Below are 17762 nucleotides of genomic sequence, written 5' to 3'. Positions count from 1 at the left end.
ATCCTCACCGCTTGATCTCCCAGTTCAGCGCCTCCGTATTGCCCTTGGCGAACATCTTGGGGACGTCGAACGTGCCGGTCTTGAGGTCGTAGCGGCATTTCCAGTCGGCCAGCCCCTTCACGGCGACGTTCTTGGGATGCTTGTCCATTTCGCCCGACAGCGAGATCACGAGGTAGCGGTTGTGGGGCCAGTCGACGCCGAGCCAGCGATAGGCGGTCTCGGTGCCTTTCATCAGATTGGCCGAGATGTGGTAGTCGAGCTTCATGTTCTTCGTGTCGGGCCGGCTATGGAAATAGGCCCAGGCGAGGTCGCTGAGCGACTTCTTGGTTGCGTTGACGAAGGCGCCGTTCTCGACATGGTAGAGAAAGAGATCCTGCGAGCCCGAGCCGGTCTTCTGCATCCGCACCAGCCATTGCGAGTCGCTGGTGAAGCGGAAGCCGGCGCCATAGCCCTGCTCCGGCTTCAACTCCGTCATCTGGTCGCCGCGCCGCGCCCAGACCTGCCATTTGACGTCGAACAGGTCTTCGCTGTCCTTCATGTACTGCTCGAGCTTGGTGGCGCCGTCGGGCGAGGTGAAGGCGAGATCGGCATTGTCGGTGAGGACGTAGCCCGGCGGCGGGCCGGAGGCGGAAAGCGCGGGGGAAGCGGCGAGCGCCAGGGCAAGCATCCCGAGGGTCAGACTTCCAAGGGTCAGAATCGGGGCGGTACGGCGAAATGGGGTCACGGAAAAATCCTCAAAAAAATTGCCGCAATGCGGCCTCGAGTGATTGGACGCCCGTGGGGTGGCGCCGGTTCATCCTGATGGTGCGGGGACGGCGCACTCATCCCATCGACCGTCTTGCTGCCGCAGCCAAATCGGCGCACCTTGCCGGCCTCGGTTGATTTGCCACCCAAGGTTCTTTTCCGATGATGACCGTATCCAAGGCCCTCATTGCTCTTTGCCTGCTCGCACTGGTCGGCACGGTGCTGGTGATCGGCCCGACCGAGCTGCGCCGCCTGCTGCCTGACGGGACCAAGACCACCGTCGCCGCCAAGCCTGAGGTCAAGCCCGAGATCAAGGCCGAACCCAAAGTCGAGGCTAAGGCCGAGCTCAAGCCCGAACTCAAGGCCGAGCCGAAGCCGGAAGATCCCAAGCCGGACCAGCCAAAGCTGGCCGCCGTCACGCCGCCAGCGCCAGCGGCGGTGCCCGAGCTCAAGCCCGAGCTCAAGCCCGAGCCCAAGCCTGAGGCCAAGCCTGAGGCCAAGCCTGAGGCCAAGACGGGCGCGCTGGCCGACATCCAGAAGCAGGCCGCGGCGCTGCCCGATCTCGCGCCGGCCAAGCCGGCGACGGCGGCCGACAGCGGCCCGCGTTTCGATGTCGCCCGTGTCGACGATCACGGCGAGGCCGCGGTGATCGCAGGCCAGGCCGCGCCGGGCTCCAAGGTCGAGCTGCTGCGCGACGGCAAGCCGTTGGATACTGTGGTTGCCGACGCCTCGGGCCAGTTCGTGATGACCCCGCCGCAGCTTCCCGCCGGGTCCTATGAATTGACGCTGCGGGCCAAGGCGCCGGACGGCACGGTCACGCAGTCCAGCCGGACCATGCCGGTGACCATCGCCGAAGCGGCGCCGCCGCCCGCGCGTCCGGCACCGGTCGCGAAGCAAGAGACCAAGCAGGAAACCGGGCAACAGCCGAAGCAGGCCGAGAAGGCCGGCGACAAATCGGATGTCGTCGCCGCCCTGCCGTCACCGCGGCTAGCGTCAGCGCCGGAGCGGCTGGCTGCCCGGCCGAAATTCGTCGGCACGCCAAAGCCCAGGGTCATGGCGCGGACCCCTGCCGCCACGACGGTCGCATCGGCCTCGCCGGCCGACCCGCTCCACACCGCACCGGCGGAAGCTGGCGGCAGCCGGGTGATCTCGCGCGGCGACAGCCTGTGGGCGCTCAGCCGGCTCGCTTACGGCGACGGCGCCCGCTACGCGGTGATCTTCAACGCCAACCGCGACAAGATCCACAACCCCAATCTGATCTATCCCGGCCAGACCTTTGTGATGCCGCAGAAGACGGAGTGAGGGCGGTCTTTCCTCTCCTCCTCCCGCGAGCGGGCTGAACTCAACCGGTCACCCGCGACGCTTTGCCCTGTCTCGCTGGGGAACAATTGGTTCCCCCGCGAGTCATCCCGATGCGACGCAGTGCGCGCGTGGCAGCCGGGAGGAGGCCGAATTGGTCAGGTCAACGGTCGTGTCGGGACGCGTGAAACTGGCGCTGGCCGGTGCGGCCGTCATGATCGCCACCGTGCTGCTGCCGGTGAAGGCCGAGGCGCAGTTCGGATTGCGCGGCGGCCCGCTCGGCGTCGCGCGTTTCGCCGTCGGCCATATGATGGGCCTGTCGCGCCTGCGCCACTCCCGCATGGCGGTGCGGGGCAGCCGCTACCGTTCCGCGGCACTGCGATCACAGGACCCGCGCGGGGCCGAACGCCCCCAGCCGGCCAACCCTTATCTGCTGCGTGCGGCCCTGACGGCGCAAGCCGCGCTCGTCGGCTGGCGCGGCGGCCGCCGCCCGCAAGGCTGGTGGCGCCATCCCGACGGCAGCTATGGCTGGGTCGGTCCGGTGTTCTGGCCGTTCGCGCATGACGATCTCACCTCCGCCGTGATCCTCGGCGATGCGACCAGTCTCTCGCTCTACGGCTATGGCGATATCTATGCGGCGATCTTCGCGCCCTATGCGGTGAGCGAGCTTGCGGCCTACGCCGTGCCGGCCGGCCGGCGCGCGCGGCGGATCCCGGCGGCCGAGACTCTCTGCGATGCCAGCGACACCGGCGGCATGCCGGTCGAACGCATCGCGGCGGCCGTCACGCCGAACGAATTGCAACGGACTGCGCTGGACGAGCTCGCATCCGCCTGGAGCGGCGCGCGCGACACCATTCGCGCGGCCTGCCCGGCGCAGGCGCCCGCCACGGCCGCGGAGCGCCTTGGCCTGATGCGCGAGCGGTTAGACGCCATGATCAAGGCCGTCGACGCGGTCGCGCCGCCGCTGGCGAAATTCGTAGATCTGCTCGACGACGACCAGAAGGCAAGGCTCGAGGCGCTCGGCAAGGACCGCCGCGCGGTGCTGGTGGCCATGCAGCGGAAGGACTCGAGCAAGAATGCAAGCAAGGATGCGCAGGCATCGAACGCCTGTGATTCCGACAGCGATCCCCGCTATGACGCGAAGCTGCAGCGTCAATACGAGCAGCTCGTGCAGCAGCAATGGCCCGCAGGCGACATCGCCACCTCGCTCCGCCTCGACGAGGTCGCCCGCGCCCGCTTCGAGGTGCTTCAGGACACCACCCTGCGCACCATGCAGACGCTCAGCGCCTGTCCGTCACAGGCCGCCGCGACACCACAAGCGCGCCTCACTGCCGCAAAGGCGCGGCTGGAGACGATGCTCCAGGCCGTCAACGACGTCACCGATGCGCTCGATGATTTCGAGGCGGATCTGAGCGACGAGCAGAAGGCCGGCTTCGAAGCGATCGGGCCGAAGCGCGGGGCATGAGGCAGCCTCGCGTGAAGGCCGTTAGCCGATCTCCCGCCTGACCTTCGCCGCGGCGTCGCACATCGCCTTCAGCTTCCCGAACGCCGTCGCGCGCGGCATGTATTTCATGCCGCAATCGGGCGCCGGGATCAGACGATCGGGCGACACGTGCTTGAGGCCGCTGCGGATGCGGTCGGCGATGGTATCGACGCTCTCGACCGCGGGATCCGCAAGGTCGAGCACGCCGAGCATGATCTTCTTGGACGACAGATCCTTGAGCACGCCGAGGTCGAGCTTCGGCTGCGCCGCCTCGATCGAGATCTGGTCGGCGATGGTGTCGTCGAGCTCGGCCAGGAAGGAATAGCCGGCCGGCTTGTTCGAGCCGGGCACGACGGCGGCATAGCCGAAGCAGAGATGCACCACGGTCGGCACCGTGATGCCCTGCAGCGCGCGGTTGATCGCCTTGACGGCGTAGCGCTTGGCGAGCTCCGGATTGTTGCGCACCCAGGGCTCGTCGAGCTGGATCACATCGGCGCCGGCCTTCTGCAGGTCGAGCGCCTCGGCATTGACGGCCTCGGCGAGCGCCATCGCGAGCTCTTCCTCGTCCTTGTAGAACTCGTTCTTGGCCTGCTGGCTCATCGTGAACGGGCCGGGCAGGGTGATCTTCGCCGCGCGCTCGGTATTCTCACGCAGGAACTGCATGTCATGCAGCTCGACCGGACCCTTGCGCTTCACGGGGCCGACGACGCGCGGCACCGGCGTCTGGGTGTTGCCCGTGCGCGCCACGATCATCGCGGGATTGTCACCGTCGATGCCGTCGAGCGCGGTGGCAAAGCGATTGGAATAGCTCTCGCGGCGGATCTCGCCGTCGGTCACGATGTCGATGCCGGCGCGCTCCATGTCGCGGATGGCGACGATCGTGGCATCGTCCTGGGCTTCCTCCAGATGCTCCGCCGGCAGCCGCCACATGTCGTGCAGGCGGGTGCGCGGGACCACCTTCGACAGCATGGCGCGGTTCACCAGCCATTCCGGCTGCGGATAGCTGCCGACCACGGTGGTCGGCAGGATGTGGGTCGGCATGGGCATGGAGTTCTCCTTCTTGATTCTTGTTGAGTGCGACGGTGCTCAGGCCGCGCGCGTCGCCGCGGCTGAACCCTCGTCCTTGACCGGGTTGCGCAGGATGCCGATGCCGGAGATCTCGATCTCGACGACGTCGCCGCCCTTCATCCACAGCGGCGGCGTGCGATAAGCGCCGACACCGCCGGTCGTGCCTGTCACGATCACGTCGCCGGGCACCAGTTCGGTGAAGGTCGAGCAATAGGCGATCAGCGCCGGCACGTCGAAGACGAGATCTGAGATCGGCGCTCTCTGCACCTCGACGCCGTTGAGCCGGGTGATCAACGTCTGCTTTGTGACGTCGGTCAGCTCGTCGGTCGTGACCATCCATGGCCCGAACCCGCCGGTGCCGGCAAAATTCTTGCCGGGTGCGAATTGCGAGGTGTGGCGCTGCCAGTCGCGGATGCTGCCGTCGTTGTAGCAGGCGTAACCGGCGACATGGCCGAGCGCAGCCTCGCGCGAGATGCGGCGGCCGGCCTTGCCGATGATGACGGCCATTTCGCCCTCATAGTCGAAACGTTCGGATTCCAGCGGCCGGATCATCGGCTGGCCGTGGCCGACCTGGCTGTTGGCGAAACGGGTGAAGATCATCGGATGCGCCGGCGTCGGGTGACCACTCTCGGCCAGATGCGTGGCATAGTTGACGCCGATGCAGAAGATCTTGTCGGGATCGGGCACGGTCGGCAGCAGCGCGACGTCGGCAAGCGCGTAGTCGGGCGTCTCGGCCGCGAGCTTTTTCAACGCGTCCAGCGCGCCTTTCGCAAGCAGCGCCTTCAGCGTCGGGTAGGCCTTCAGGCGCTTGCCGGCATCGATGACACCCTTGTCGGTGACGATGCCATAGCTCGCCGTGCCCGCGATGGTGAAGCTTGCAACTTTCATGGGTCAAACACTCTCTTCAATGGAGGAAACATAGTCGTTGATGGGAAGCGCGATCTCGCCGTCGCGAATCGGAACGCAAGGAGGCGGGAAGTCCTGGCGGAAGCGGGCGCCGGCCGCCTCCGCGTTGTCGAGAAAGCGCTCCAGATGGGCCATGGCACCGGTCGGCAGATCGTGCAGCACCATCAGCGTCCAGGGCTGCCGGCTGCATTGGTCGAGCGCGCGCGCAGTCCAGCCGTCGGGGTCGTCCCAGTCGTGCGGAATGGAATTCCACAGCACGCAGCTGTGCTTTTCGCGAGTGAGATGGTCGACCACGGACGGCTTGAGCAGCCGTCTGTCCAGATTGCCGCCGCCGCCGAACGGCCGGAACCAGCGATTGGGGTGGGCGAGATCGCCGATCGCATCTTGCGTGCGGCCGATCTCGCGCTCCGCGGTGTCGCGCGTTGTCTGTTCGCCAAGCGGGATGCTGTGCGTAAAAGTGTGATTGCCGATCCAGTGCCCCTCGCCATGGGCCCGCTTCGCAAGCTTGCGCCGCGCGGGATCGACGAGCTTCTCGCCGATCACGAAGAAGGTGGTCTTGATCCCTCGCGCTGCCAGAATGTCGAGCACGCGCGGCGTCACGTCGGGATCAGGGCCGTTGTCGAATGTCAGGGTCAGATCGTGCACGCGCTGAACCTCAGGTCGCCGGCTGCATCGCGCCTGAGGCGACGTCGTCATTGGCCTGGCCGGCGCGGGTGCCGGTCTGCCAGATCGCCGCCTTGCGCTCGATCCAGCGGATCACGGCGTTGAAGCCGATGGCGAGGAACAGCACCAGCAGCACGCCCGCAAACACATGCGCGCTGTCGAGGATGGTGCGATAGCGCGAGATCAGATAGCCGATGCCGGCCGAGGAGATCAGCATCTCCGAGACGACGACCCCGACGATGACAAGCGCGCCGCCGACACGCAGGCCCGACAGCACCGTCGGGATCGCGGCGGGGATGATGACGCGGACCAGCCGCTGGCTCAGCGTCGCGCCCATGCTGCGGGCCGCGAGCAGGAGCTGCGGATCGATGGTCTGGATGCCGGCTGCGGTCGCGAGCATCGTCGGCAGGAAGCCGTAGATCGAGGCGAACGCGATCTTGGACTCCGAGCCGATGCCGAGCCACACGGTGAAGACGGGATAGAGGATCACGAGTGGCACTGCGTAGAGGCTCGACACCATCGGCATGATGAGGATGCGCGGGCGTGGCAGGCTGCCGACGATGGCGCCGAGCAGGATGCCGCCGCCGCAGGCGAACGCCATGGAGACCACGACCTCGTACAGCGTGACCGCGAGCGCATGACCGTACTCAGCCGCATCGGTCCATCCGGCGATCAGCGTGGACGACAGCGAGGGCAGGAACAGCTCGGGAATCAGCCCGGCGCGCGGCAGCAGCTCCCACAGCGCGATCAGGCCGATCACGATCAGATACCGCAGCGTCTTTGCACTCATCTTCGCACTTATTTTGGCGCTCATCGTCGTCTCACGCCGATTTGCGTATGTGCCGCCAGATGCGGTCGCGCAAGGTCCCGAACGCGTCGCCGCTCAGCATCTCGTAGGTGCGGGGCCGCGGCAGCTGGACCTGGAGATGGTCGACGATGCGGCCGGGCCGCGCCGACATCACGATCACCTCGTCGGCGAGATAGACCGCTTCGGTGAGGCTGTGCGTGACGAAGACGACGGTCTTGCCGGTCGCCGCCCAGATCCGCAGCAGCTCGTCGCCCATGGTCATGCGCGTCTGCTCGTCCAGCGCGGCGAACGGCTCGTCCATCAACAGCACCGGCGGATCCTGCACCAGCCCGCGCGCGATCGAGACACGCTGCTTCATGCCGCCCGAGAGTTCGTGCGGATGGCGCCTGCCGAAACCTTCGAGCCCGACCAGCTTGAGCGCATCCTGCGCCTTGGCGCGGCGCTCGGCCTTCGGCACGCCGCGCAGCGCCAGCGGAAACTCGACATTGTCCTCGGCGGTCAGCCATGGAAACAGGCTCGCCTCCTGGAACACCACGCCGACCCGGTCAGGATCGGGCTGCAGGATCGGCGCGCCGCTGATGGTGATGGTGCCTGATGTCTGCTGGCGCAGGCCCGCCATCATCATCAGAAGGGTCGACTTGCCGCAGCCGCTCGGGCCGACCAGCACGACGAAGCGGCCGGGCTTGACCTCGAGCGAGACGTCCTCGAGCGCGACGACGTCCTGCGACCGGGTCTTGAACACCTGGCCGACATTCTTCACCTCGATCGCGCCGGCGCGCGCGGCGGGCTTGAGCGGGGTCACGTTCGCCAATGGCTGCATCGCGTTTCCACCCATCTGACAAGTTCGTTGAAGGTCATGGCGATCGCGGCGACCATCACGACGCCGGCGAGAAGCTGCTTCATCTGGAAATTCTCGCCCCAGGTCGCGATCTGGTGGCCGATGCCGTCGCGCGAGGCGTACATCTCGGCGAGGATCACGCCGGTGAGGTTGAAGATCATGGAGATCCGCAAGGCTTCCAGCAGCACCGGCAGCATGCTCGGCAGATAGACGCGGAGCGCGGTCTGCCACGGCGTGGCGCCATAGGAGCGCGCAACCGTCAGATGCTCGACCTTGACCGACTCCACCGCCGTCGTGGTCGACATGATCACGATGAAGATCGTGGAGAAGAAGCCGAAGCCGACCTTCTGGGCGAAGCCGACGCCGAACACCAGGATGAACATCGGCAGGAAGATCGATTTCGGGATGCTGAAGGCGAAGAACAGCAGCGGCTTGGCGACATCGGCGAAGTAGCGGTTCTCCGCGATCAGGAAGCCGATCAGTGCGCCGACGGGCACGGCCAGCGCGAACGCCGTCAGCACCTCGGTCGCGGTCACCATCAAATCCTTCCGCACCGCCGCGCGCTGCAGGAGATCGCCGAGCGTGACGAACGTGTCGGACGCCGACGGCAACAGGCGCGGATTGACGATGCCGGTGCGAGACAGCAGCTCCCACAGCGCCAGGACCGCGACGATGATCGCGATCCTGGCGAGGTTGATGAGAAGCGTGCTCTGCATCGCCAGCTACTTGGTCGGGACCGGCTTGAACTTGGTCGAGATCACGTCCTCGGCCGGCACGATGTCCTTGAGCCCGCCGAGCTTGGCGAGATCGAGCGAGAGCTGCACGGCGGCATTCACATTCGCCGCGCCCATGTCGCCGCTGGTCTCGAGCTTCATGATCGTGTTGTCGTATTCGAGGCCGGCGATCTCCGGCGGCATCTCGTAGAGCTCGGCGATCAGCTTGACGGTGACGTCGCGATTGGCGCGCATGAACGCGACCGCGCCGTAGAGCGCGTTCACCGCCTTCTGCACCAGCTGGGGCTTGGCCTCGGCGAATTTGTCGAGCACGATCCAGCCCGCGGTGAGGTTCGGCGGCACCGCGGTCGAATAATCGAGGATGGTCTTGGCTTCGCCGGATTTCGAGATCTGGAAGCTCAGCGGCGAATAGACCACGGCGGCCTCGACGTTCCCCGCGAGGAGATTGGGCACCAGGCCGCCACCGCCGACCGGCACGCGCGTGAAATCGATCTTCTTGTCCTGGATGGTCCACAGCGCGAGCAGGTCAGAGCCCGAGCCGGCCGCGGTGATCGCCACCTTCTTGCCGTTGAGGTCCTTGACGTCGAGCGTCGATTTGACCGGCACCATCAGCTGCCAGCCGAAATTGCCCATCGCGGCGTTGGCGACGATGCGCGACATCACGCCCTTCTTGCGCCCGGCGGAGACCAGCGACGGCGGATCGAGGATGATGTCGGCCGCGCCCGCCGCCATGCCCTCGAAGGTTTCGGCGCCGCTGCGATAAATGGTCAGCTCGGCCTGGATGCCTTCCTTCTCGAACAGTTTTTGCCGCACGGCCGTCTCGGCGATCGTCGTCGGCCAGTATGTCTTGGTGGGCAGGCCGACGCGGATGGTCTCGGCGGCGCTCACAGGGCCGGCCAGCATGGTGGCGGCAACCAGCGATAGGAGCGCGTGACGGCGATTGATCTTCATTGTTGTTTCCTCCCGGTTTGTCTTTTTTACGTGCCGGATTTTTCCGGATCGTCAGGTCGTGCGGCTCACCTCCGCAATGCGCGAGGCGGCGAGCTCGACGAACTCCTTGGTGATGCCGAAATGCTTCGACAGGGCGCGAACGGCCGCATCGCCGTCGCGCTTCGTCACGGCTGCGACGATCGCCGCGTGCTCGGCCTCGACGTCGCGCGGCTTGCCGCCGACCTCGCGCCGGATCGACAGGCGGCGATATCGCTCGCTCTGCTCGTGCAGCACGTCGCGGAAGCCGAGCAGCCATGGCGAGCCGCAGGCATTGACCAGCGCGCGGTGGAAGATGCGGTGACGGATAACCCATTCCTCGTAATGCACGGTGGGATCATCGGGGTAGCGATAGGGAACGGCTTTCAGATCGGTCCATGCCGATTTCACCGCGGCGAGCCACGCATCGTCGCCCCGCTCGATCGAGCGGCGCAGCGCCAGCCCCTCGATGTCGATCCGGGTCTGGGTCACGTCGGCGAGGTCGGCCAGCGACACCGGGCTGACGCGAAAACCGCGCTGGTCGGAGGCCTGCACCAGGCCGTCCGCGACGAGGCGCGACAGCGCCTCGCGCACTGCGGCAAGGCTCACCGAAAACTGCTTGGCGAGGCCCGCGATATGCAGCTTCTGGCCCGGCAGCAGCCGCGTCGCCAGGATATCGGCGCGCAGCCGCTCGTGCAGCGCCGATGTCAGGCTGCGCGGACCATCGCCGGGGCTCCCGGACATGTCGAACTGAAGCGGACCCATGGGGCGATGATTGCAAGGCGGCGTCCTGCGGTCAATAGAAAATCGAAAATCGATTTTCTGGGCTCCGAGGTCGGCGGAAGCTGCACGCTCGCGGCCGGCGGTACACACTCCGTCATTGCGAGCGCAGCGAAGCAATCCAGGGTCTTTCCACAGCGGGACTCTGGGTTGCTTCGTCGCTGCGCTCCTCGCAATGACGGTGATACGAGCACCGTGCTAGCGCCTCACCCGCACGCCCAGTCGAACTTCATCGCCTTGAAGTCGAGCTGCGCATTGCCGCCGCCGAAATTGTAGCCGCCGAAATATTCCTCGAACTCGATGTAGAACGGGCTCATCTCCGGCACCGCCTGGCACGGCCGCATGGTGCCGCCGAGATGGTTGGGAGCGTGGTCCTTGGCCCAGTCGTGCAGGCGGAAATTCTCGCGGCCCGGCTTGCCGCCGACATAATAGTAATAGGGCTGATAGCCGGTCGGCGGGTTGCTGCGCGTGTACTCGTCCTGCGGCCCCTTGCCGGCGTTGGGATCATCAGTGCGCGGCGATAGCGCGATCGTGCGGGTCTCGCCGAGATCGGTGCGCGGCGCGGTGGCAAACATCTTCCTGGCGTAAGGCGCGGCGGCCTCGAAGAAGGCGCTGGCGCCGCCGACATCGAGCCAGCGCGGCCGCTCCGCCGTCGCCAGCGCAAGCGGCGCCGGCGGCGTTGCGAACGGTCCCTCATATTCGGCCCGCGTCAGCAGCAGCGCGGCATAGTCGTAGTCGAGAATGTCGGTCATGCGCGACAGCCGCGGATGCGCCGGCCGCGCCAGCACGGCCTCGCGGACTTCGGGGTCATCGGGCGCACCGCCGTCATTGTGATCGGGCGCGGTGGCAAAGAACGACAGCGCGACGATGTCCGCGCCGTGCACGCGGTAATCCTCCGGCAGCAGCAGCGTGAAACCGTGCATCAAGGGAAAGCCGGTGACGGGATCGAGCGGCCATTGCTCGCTCGCAATCCCCGGCGGCAGCCCGAACACCCAGCCCTGGTCGCGCGCCCGGTCCACCGGCCGGTCCAGCATCTGCAGATCATAGGCACGCGAAGGCAGGGCAATCGCCACGGACCAACTCCCATCGAATTGCCTCGCCGTTGAGGCGTGAGTTAGTCGCGGGGAGCGGGGATGGGGTTCGGGGGGCAATGCACAGAGTGTGCGGGATGCACGGCATTGGCAGTCGGCTCCCTCTCCCGCTTCTAGCCCTCTCGCTACTCGACAATGAGTCTGGCGAAGGGGAGGAGCGATGGGTTACCATGGGCCGGAGCCCGGCTGGTAATCTGCTTCTGGTCGTTCATACCTATGTTGAGCTGACTGCGGACCGGGCCGCGATCGGCATCATCTCGGCGCGTTATCCGAGCCGCCGCGAGATCAGGTCTTATGAAGGTTGATCGGTGATCCGATGAAGGACGAATACGATTTCACGACCGCCACGCGAGGCAAGTTCTTCCAGAAGGGTGCTCGCCTTGTGCCGCCGGTCCATCTGGAACCCGAGGTTTTGACCTATCTCTCGGATCTCGCCGAAACCCAAGGCACCTCGCTGAACGACCTGGTGAACACCCTCCTCAAGGAAGAGATCGAGCGGCTCGACGCGGAGAAGCAGCACTTGCCCGGACCATAGTCTGCTCCCAGCGGAGGCCGCGATGAAGGTTTTCAAATGGGATGACGATCTTGCTGTGGTTCTTCCCCAGGAACTGATCGACCGACTTACACTCAAGGAAGGTGACGAAATCGAAATCGTCACGATCATCGGAAGCGCGTCCGCTGCCGAGATCAAGGATGCGAATGACGGTCCGAGCGAAGATCCGCCGCGTTGAGTTGTAGCTTCCGATCGCCTGTCGTAACCCATTGATCTCGCTGGCCCCGTCTACTGTGCATGGGGTTGTTTTCGACATTTGCAGGATGCCCGCTTGGGTCGGCAACTTGTAAGAGATCCTTACAAGTTGCCCTGCCCCCCGGCATGTATTCATTTCGCTTAATCAAAAATTCTCTTTACCCGAACCGCGACACACCCTATGCTCCCCTCCAACTCATCCCATGGTAAGGGACGGATCGCGATCGTCAGGGTTCGTGGGGTGAGGGGCGGTGGACGCTGGCAGCGTCGGCGCCAGATGCGGTTGCAGGGCGGGGTAGTCCCTCGTGAGCGATCAGCGGGCGCGTGTACGACGGTGCTGCTTGCGTACGGCAAAATCGTGTGGTCGCGACGCCCGACATTCCGGCGTCAAGTCTTGCGGTGGTGCGATCGTCCGACCGGACGGCGCATCCGATGACAGCTGCAAGGCGACGGTGGCAACGGGAAATCGTCTCACCGGCGAGAGCGCGACATAAGCCGTTTCAACCATCGCGCAGGGAAGGCCGGGCATTCGGCCGCACCTGTTACTCCCCTGTGAGCGACTATCACGCACTCATGCACAGGGGCTTTCGGGTGCCATCCGGTGCCCGGTCTTCCCTGCGCCCTTCCACTTCGAAGGGTGCCGAGACCAGACAAAACCCGGGCGCAACGCGCCGCGGGATCGCGATCTGCTGTCAGTGAGGGATCGTGAGTGGTCAAGGAATCCTTGACGACTCGCTTGCTTACCCGCGTCTCCGCACGGCGGACGCATCCACCACGTTCTCCACCTCTTCGCGCCAGTTCAAAATCTCCATCGCCAGCACCGGGTGATTGAATCCCTTGAGCTGGAGATCGTCGAGCGCGCGGGCCTCGACCCAGGGCTCGACCATGCCGTAGACGCGGCGGCTGACCACGATCTGGTTGGGCTTGGCTTCGCCGCACAGGCGCGAGGCGAGGTTGGTGACGCTGCCGATCGCGGCATATTCCAGCCGCTGCTCGAAGCCGACCTGGCCAAGCGTGGCATAGCCGACCGCGATGCCGATGCCGAAACCGAGGCTGTGGCCGCGGTTGCGCCAGCGCTCGGTCAGCGGGCCGATGGTGTCGCGCATCTCCACCGCCATCCTCACGGCGCGCTTGGTGTGGTCCTCGAACTGGATCGGCGCGTTGAACAGGATCATCACGCCGTCGCCGGCATATTTGTCGAGCGTGCCCTCGTATTTGAAGATCAGCTCGCCGAGCGCGGCGTGATATTCGCGCAGCACGTTCATCGCCTCTTCCGGCTCGGTCGCTTCCGTGAACGCGGTGAAGCCGCGCAGATCGCAGAACACCACGGTGACCTCGCGGCGCTGGCTGGTGAGCAATCCTTCCGGGCTGTCGGAGGAGGCGATCAGCTGCGCCACCTGCGGCGCCAGGAAGCGTTCGAGCTTGCGGATGCGCTCGATCTCACTGAACTGGGTCTCGACGCGCTCCTCCAGCGACTTGTTCCAGTCCTTGAGTTGATCGGTCTGCTGCTTGAGCTTGTCGGCCTGGGCGCGCACGGTCTCGTTCGCCGCCGCCAGCTCGCGGCCCTTGGCATCGACCTCGGTGAACAGGCGCGCATTGCGCATCGCCAGCACGGCCTGGTTGGCGAAGGTGCGCATCAGGCCGATGATGCTGGCTGCGAACTCGCCTTCGGCGCGGCGCAGCACCACCAGCGCACCGAGCGTGCCTTGCTGGTCGACCAGCGGCACGACCAGCACCGAGTGGAAGCCGGCCGTGATCGCGGCCTCGCGCAGCGGCTGCTCGGCGGCGTGCGCGAGATCGGCCAGCGCGATCGGCTCGCCGCTGCGGGCGGCATCGCTCAGGATGTTCTCGCCTTCCTCGATGGCGACATGGGCGCCGTCGGCGGATCGGTCGATGCCGCCGGCCTCGACCAGGTTGAAGCGGCGCCGCTCGGCGTCGAAGCCGTAGATCAGCACGGCATCGGCATGGGTGATCTCGATCGCGCGCGCGGCGATGGTCGGCAGCACGGCGTTCAGATCGAGCGAGGCGGCAACGGCGCGGCCGACCTCTTCCAGCACTTTCAGCTCGTTGATCGACTGCGCCAGATCGCGCGTGCGCTCCTCGACCTTGGTCTCCAGGTTCGAATAGGTCTCCTGGATCTGGCCGGCCATGCGGTTGAACTGGCCGGCGAGGTCTTCCAGCTCGTCCGAGGTGTGGACGTCGATGCGATGGCTGAAATCGCCCTCACCGAGCTTGTGCGCGCCGTCACGCAGCGCCGTGATCGGGATGATCATGCGGCGCGCCAGCAGCGTGCCGGCGAGGATCGCGACCATCAGGCCCATCCCGATCAAAAGCGCGATGCGCACCAGCTGGTCGCGGATCGGCATCAGGGCCTGCGTGGTCGGCTGCTCGAACAGCACGCTCCAGCCGAGCTTCGGCACGGTGCTCGCGGCGCTCATCACCGATTGGCCGTTGAAATCGGTGCCCGATGTGTCGGGCTCGCGGCCGGGCGCGATCGCGGCCGCGACCTGCGGCAGCTTCGACAGATCCTTGCCGACGTCGGGGCCCTTCGACGACGTCGCCAGCACGCGGCCGCGCGGATCGACCACATAGGCGAAGGCGGCCTTGCCGACCTGCGCATCGGACAGGAAGTCGGAGAGGAAGCCGAGATCGATCTCGGCCACGGTGACGCCGGCATTGAAGCCGGAATGCGCCACCGAGATCGACATCAGCGGCGTCCGGTCGGCGAACCAGGCCGGCGCATAGCTGACGCCGCGGGCGACGGTCTCGGTGAAGCGTGCGTCGCGGGAGAGATCGGCGTTGCTGCCGGTCGTGGTCGACTGGCGCGAGACGCGCAGCACCTCGCGGCCCTCGCCGTTGAGCTGGAACAGCTGGTTGACGACCGAGACCTGGTGCAGCAGCGAGGCATAGTCGGCGCGGCGCTTTTCGAGCGTGTCCTGGCTCGCCCGGGTCACCCAGCTGATCTGGCGATCGAGCTCGGAGATCGACTGTTCGATTCTCCGGGCCGTTCCTTGCGCCTTGTCCTCGAGGCCGTCGGTCAGCTGTGTCCTGGTCGCGCGGTAGGAGATCCAGGTCTCCATCGCGCCGTTGACGGCGAGGACGAACACGACGAGGCCGACGAGGGAGACGACGTATTTGGCGAACAGGCCCTCGCGCAGAAACCGTGTCTTGTCGTTCGCTCCTGCCATCCCGATCCTCTCGCGCCGCCATCGACGCCGGCGCTACGGGCCGTAGGCCCTTGCAGGGCCGTTCTACCACATTCTGGGCCAAAGGACTGCCGTCCGGCCGGCGTGGTTACTCGCTCTGGACCGTCCGGACAGGTGGAAGAGGGCGTGAATTGCCGCCGCGTCATCCGTTTGGAGGAAGCTGGGGGCAGGCAGGCTGATGTAAGGGGATGGACGTGGATCGCCCATCACCGGTTGAAGAGTTGCCGCAGCACGTCGTTCATTGGCTGACTGTCCTGCTGCGCGACCGGCGGGTCGTCCAAGGCCGGGGCCGCGGGCGAAGCCTGAGGCGCCGGCGTGGAGGGTGTTGCCGGCAGGCTGCGGCTGCGGCCGCCGCCTGGCGCGGCGCCGGTGCTGCTTGCCGCGCCATTGGACAGCCCCTGCTGAATCAAATTGCCGATCGCCTCGCCGAGGGGGCCGCCGAGCAGATTGTTCTGCCCCGGCTGCTGGGCCTGTGGATTGGCAGTGCCGGCCGTATTGCCGCCAGGCGCTGTCGCTCCGCCAATGCCGAGGCTGTTCAGAATGTTGCCGAGCCCGGCGCCATCGGGGCCGAACAGGCCCTTGCCCATCTCGCGCAGCTTGGCATAGGCGGCATCCGGATTGTCCAGCATGCCGGCCATATCCGGGTAGATCTTCGGCTGCGACCAGGAGCCCTGGATCATCACGGGGATGCCGAAGCCGACCGGCTCATTGGTGCGGCCCTGGCCTTCGGTGGTCATCACGAGCTTGGGCTCGACGCGAAAGCCCATCATCTTGGTGTCGAGCGCGATGGTGCCGGCGCCGGTGACGCGGACCAGCGGCCCGATCAGGTTGAGATCGGTCGTCACCGCCTGGCCCTTGTCGATGCGGAACGAGGCCGAGAGCTGCGACAGGTCGGTGCTCTGCTCCTGTCCGGCATTCTGGCTATCCTGCCAGCCGGACAGCGTGCCTGTTGTCAGCGAGCGGATCATCTGCGCGACATTGATGCCGCGGATGGCGCCGTCCTGGAAATTGACGAAGGCGGTGCCCTGCATGTTCGCCATCAGCGCGCGCTGGCTGGTGCCGGCGCTGCGCAGAGCGAGCTTGGCCTGCAGCTTGCCGTCGATACGATCGAACTCGGCAAGGCCCTGCAGCAGCGGCAACGCCCGCACACCGACGAGGTCGGAGTGCATGGCAAAGCTCGGCGCGCCTGTGGTCGCGTCCAGGATCACTTCGCCGGAGACCTGGCCGCCATAGGCGCCGAGATTGGCCGTGCCGGCCTTCAGCACGCCGCCGGCGAGCTTGGCATCGAGCGCCAGCGGCGCAATGCGGGCATCGCCGATCACGGCTTCTGTGGCGGAGATTCTCACCTGCGCATCGACGTAATTGAGCCCGGACACGTCGATCGGGGCGTTGCTCCAGGGTTGCCCGGCCGCGCCCTCCGGCGTTTTCGCCAGCGGAACAGCCAGCCGCTGGAAATCGAGGTCGAGCTTGACCAGCGGCTTGCTCGCGACGTCGACCGAAGCCCAGCCGTTGAACGTGCCGTCGCCGAGCCGGCCATTCACGCCGTTGATCATCACGACGTCGCCGTTCATCCGCATCTCGGCATGGCCGGTGAGCTGCGACTTCAGCACGTCAGGCATGTCGATGGCGAAATCCACCGGGATCGTCGGCCGGTCGCCTGGCGCACCTGGCGTGGTCGCCTTGATGTCGAATTTGGTCGGGTGATCGCCGACACGCGCGGTGCCGGTGACATTGACCTTGCGGTCGCGGGCAACGATCGCGTCGGCATTGATGGCGCTGATGCGGCCTTCGACCCGGTCGCGAAGGCGGGAGAATGCGACTTCACCGTCGGTGACCTTGACGCGCTCGATCGAGGCGCCGTCGACATCGACCGCGAGCGGCTTCGACGAGCTTGCCGCATTCGGCAGGCGTTCACGCAGCAGCGGCTGGTAGAGCACGGGATGGGTGACGACGAGCTCACTGATCTTCGGGCGCCCGGACCACACGCTGGAGAGCGACATGTCGGCCTGCACGCTGTCGATCGTCAGCCGCGTGATGCCGCTGCGGTCCTTGGGGTCGGACAGCGTGAGATCGTTGAGGGTGACATTGAGCGTCGGCCACAGGCTGATCTTCGTGGTGCCGTCGATCGCCAGGCGATAGCCGGTCGCACTTTCGACGCGCGCGGCGATCGTCGAGCTCAGGAAGCCCGATGGGATCCCGACCACCAGAACGACTGCGATCAAGATGATGACAACGGCCAAAGCCGCGCCGGCGAATTTCACTGCTCTCATGTCGACTTTCCAACGACGGACAATCGGCGTCGAATGCCGCAGAATACCGTCCTTTGCACCATCCCTCACGCCTTGAGTTTATCCCCGGACGGGAAGTGGCTCCAAGCGCGTAAAAATAGTCAGGGGGTGCTGCAAAGTTATGTGACTTATGACACACT

16 protein-coding genes are annotated in these 17762 nt (G+C 66.1%); 4 read left to right on the top strand and 12 right to left on the bottom strand.

Annotated features, from left to right (window positions below):
• Positions 1–4: 4 nt before the first annotated feature.
• The gene (locus tag Q0743_RS05220) at positions 5–667 is read right to left on the bottom strand and encodes a hypothetical protein (protein ID WP_298240531.1); all 663 of its coding nucleotides are present in this window, start codon (positions 665–667) and stop codon (positions 5–7) included.
• Positions 668–906: 239 nt separating this feature from the next.
• On the opposite strand from Q0743_RS05220, the gene Q0743_RS05215 reads away from it, so the two are divergent.
• Both Q0743_RS05215 and Q0743_RS05210 read left to right on the top strand, forming a co-directional pair.
• Positions 907–2046 carry a LysM peptidoglycan-binding domain-containing protein gene (locus Q0743_RS05215; protein ID WP_298240513.1) on the top strand — a complete coding sequence of 380 codons (1140 nt, stop codon included), beginning with the start codon at positions 907–909 and terminating at the stop codon, positions 2044–2046.
• Between the two features lie 211 nt (positions 2047–2257).
• Complete coding sequence (locus tag Q0743_RS05210; protein WP_298240530.1) at positions 2258–3508, top strand: Spy/CpxP family protein refolding chaperone; 1251 nt, start codon at positions 2258–2260, stop codon at positions 3506–3508.
• A 21-nt stretch (positions 3509–3529) separates the two neighbouring features.
• Here the strand turns inward: Q0743_RS05210 and Q0743_RS05205 are convergent, their stop codons facing one another.
• From Q0743_RS05205 to Q0743_RS05165, 9 genes are all read right to left on the bottom strand, one after another.
• Positions 3530–4573, bottom strand: coding sequence for a uroporphyrinogen decarboxylase family protein (locus tag Q0743_RS05205; protein WP_298240512.1), 1044 nt, complete (start codon positions 4571–4573; stop codon positions 3530–3532).
• Positions 4574–4612: 39 nt separating this feature from the next.
• On the bottom strand, positions 4613–5482 hold the full coding sequence (locus tag Q0743_RS05200; protein WP_298240511.1) for a fumarylacetoacetate hydrolase family protein: 870 nt from the start codon (positions 5480–5482) through the stop codon (positions 4613–4615).
• Between the two features lie 3 nt (positions 5483–5485).
• The gene (locus Q0743_RS05195) at positions 5486–6145 is read right to left on the bottom strand and encodes a polysaccharide deacetylase family protein (protein ID WP_298240510.1); all 660 of its coding nucleotides are present in this window, start codon (positions 6143–6145) and stop codon (positions 5486–5488) included.
• Between the two features lie 10 nt (positions 6146–6155).
• Entirely contained in the window at positions 6156–6977 is an 822-nt protein-coding gene (locus Q0743_RS05190) for an ABC transporter permease (protein ID WP_298240509.1), read from the bottom strand.
• Positions 6978–6984: 7 nt separating this feature from the next.
• Complete coding sequence (locus Q0743_RS05185) at positions 6985–7791, bottom strand: ABC transporter ATP-binding protein (RefSeq protein WP_298240508.1); 807 nt, start codon at positions 7789–7791, stop codon at positions 6985–6987.
• Entirely contained in the window at positions 7770–8525 is a 756-nt protein-coding gene (locus Q0743_RS05180; RefSeq protein ID WP_298240507.1) for an ABC transporter permease, read from the bottom strand. The genes Q0743_RS05185 and Q0743_RS05180 overlap by 22 nt, the downstream gene beginning before the upstream one ends.
• Positions 8526–8531: 6 nt before the next feature.
• A complete protein-coding gene (locus tag Q0743_RS05175) occupies positions 8532–9494 on the bottom strand; it encodes an ABC transporter substrate-binding protein (RefSeq protein WP_298240506.1) in 963 nt (320 codons plus the stop codon).
• Between the two features lie 51 nt (positions 9495–9545).
• A complete protein-coding gene (locus Q0743_RS05170) occupies positions 9546–10253 on the bottom strand; it encodes a GntR family transcriptional regulator (RefSeq protein ID WP_298240505.1) in 708 nt (235 codons plus the stop codon).
• Between the two features lie 242 nt (positions 10254–10495).
• Positions 10496–11362, bottom strand: a complete 867-nt coding sequence (locus tag Q0743_RS05165) for a hypothetical protein (RefSeq protein ID WP_298240504.1) — start codon at positions 11360–11362, stop codon at positions 10496–10498.
• Between the two features lie 334 nt (positions 11363–11696).
• On the opposite strand from Q0743_RS05165, the gene Q0743_RS05160 reads away from it, so the two are divergent.
• Entirely contained in the window at positions 11697–11915 is a 219-nt protein-coding gene (locus tag Q0743_RS05160; RefSeq protein ID WP_298240503.1) for a hypothetical protein, read from the top strand.
• Positions 11916–11937: 22 nt separating this feature from the next.
• Positions 11938–12111, top strand: a complete 174-nt coding sequence (locus Q0743_RS05155) for an AbrB/MazE/SpoVT family DNA-binding domain-containing protein (RefSeq protein WP_298240502.1) — start codon at positions 11938–11940, stop codon at positions 12109–12111.
• A gap of 757 nt (positions 12112–12868) precedes the next feature.
• Here Q0743_RS05155 and Q0743_RS05150 read toward each other — a convergent pair.
• Together Q0743_RS05150 and Q0743_RS05145 are read right to left on the bottom strand one after the other, a co-directional pair.
• On the bottom strand, positions 12869–15316 hold the full coding sequence (locus Q0743_RS05150; RefSeq protein ID WP_298240501.1) for an adenylate/guanylate cyclase domain-containing protein: 2448 nt from the start codon (positions 15314–15316) through the stop codon (positions 12869–12871).
• 224 nt (positions 15317–15540) lie between these two features.
• Positions 15541–17604, bottom strand: a complete 2064-nt coding sequence (locus Q0743_RS05145) for an AsmA family protein (RefSeq protein WP_298240500.1) — start codon at positions 17602–17604, stop codon at positions 15541–15543.
• Positions 17605–17762: the final 158 nt, after the last annotated feature.

It is taken from the genome of uncultured Bradyrhizobium sp., assembly GCF_936943645.1.
GTDB lineage: Bacteria > Pseudomonadota > Alphaproteobacteria > Rhizobiales > Xanthobacteraceae > Bradyrhizobium.
Note: the sequence above shows the minus strand (reverse complement) of the source record. Positions and strands in the feature narration are given on the sequence as shown.

Coding starts and splice junctions, on each gene's coding strand:
- Q0743_RS05220 (WP_298240531.1), bottom strand. CDS start 667: ATGCTTGCCCTGGCGCTCGCCGCTTCCCCCGCGCTTTCCGCCTCCGGC.
- Q0743_RS05215 (WP_298240513.1), top strand. CDS start 907: ATGATGACCGTATCCAAGGCCCTCATTGCTCTTTGCCTGCTCGCACTG.
- Q0743_RS05210 (WP_298240530.1), top strand. CDS start 2,258: ATGATCGCCACCGTGCTGCTGCCGGTGAAGGCCGAGGCGCAGTTCGGA.
- Q0743_RS05205 (WP_298240512.1), bottom strand. CDS start 4,573: ATGCCCATGCCGACCCACATCCTGCCGACCACCGTGGTCGGCAGCTAT.
- Q0743_RS05200 (WP_298240511.1), bottom strand. CDS start 5,482: ATGAAAGTTGCAAGCTTCACCATCGCGGGCACGGCGAGCTATGGCATC.
- Q0743_RS05190 (WP_298240509.1), bottom strand. CDS start 6,977: ATGAGCGCCAAAATAAGTGCGAAGATGAGTGCAAAGACGCTGCGGTAT.
- Q0743_RS05185 (WP_298240508.1), bottom strand. CDS start 7,791: ATGCAGCCATTGGCGAACGTGACCCCGCTCAAGCCCGCCGCGCGCGCC.
- Q0743_RS05180 (WP_298240507.1), bottom strand. CDS start 8,525: ATGCAGAGCACGCTTCTCATCAACCTCGCCAGGATCGCGATCATCGTC.
- Q0743_RS05175 (WP_298240506.1), bottom strand. CDS start 9,494: ATGAAGATCAATCGCCGTCACGCGCTCCTATCGCTGGTTGCCGCCACC.
- Q0743_RS05170 (WP_298240505.1), bottom strand. CDS start 10,253: ATGTCCGGGAGCCCCGGCGATGGTCCGCGCAGCCTGACATCGGCGCTG.
- Q0743_RS05160 (WP_298240503.1), top strand. CDS start 11,697: ATGAAGGACGAATACGATTTCACGACCGCCACGCGAGGCAAGTTCTTC.
- Q0743_RS05155 (WP_298240502.1), top strand. CDS start 11,938: ATGAAGGTTTTCAAATGGGATGACGATCTTGCTGTGGTTCTTCCCCAG.
- Q0743_RS05150 (WP_298240501.1), bottom strand. CDS start 15,316: ATGGCAGGAGCGAACGACAAGACACGGTTTCTGCGCGAGGGCCTGTTC.
- Q0743_RS05145 (WP_298240500.1), bottom strand. CDS start 17,604: ATGAGAGCAGTGAAATTCGCCGGCGCGGCTTTGGCCGTTGTCATCATC.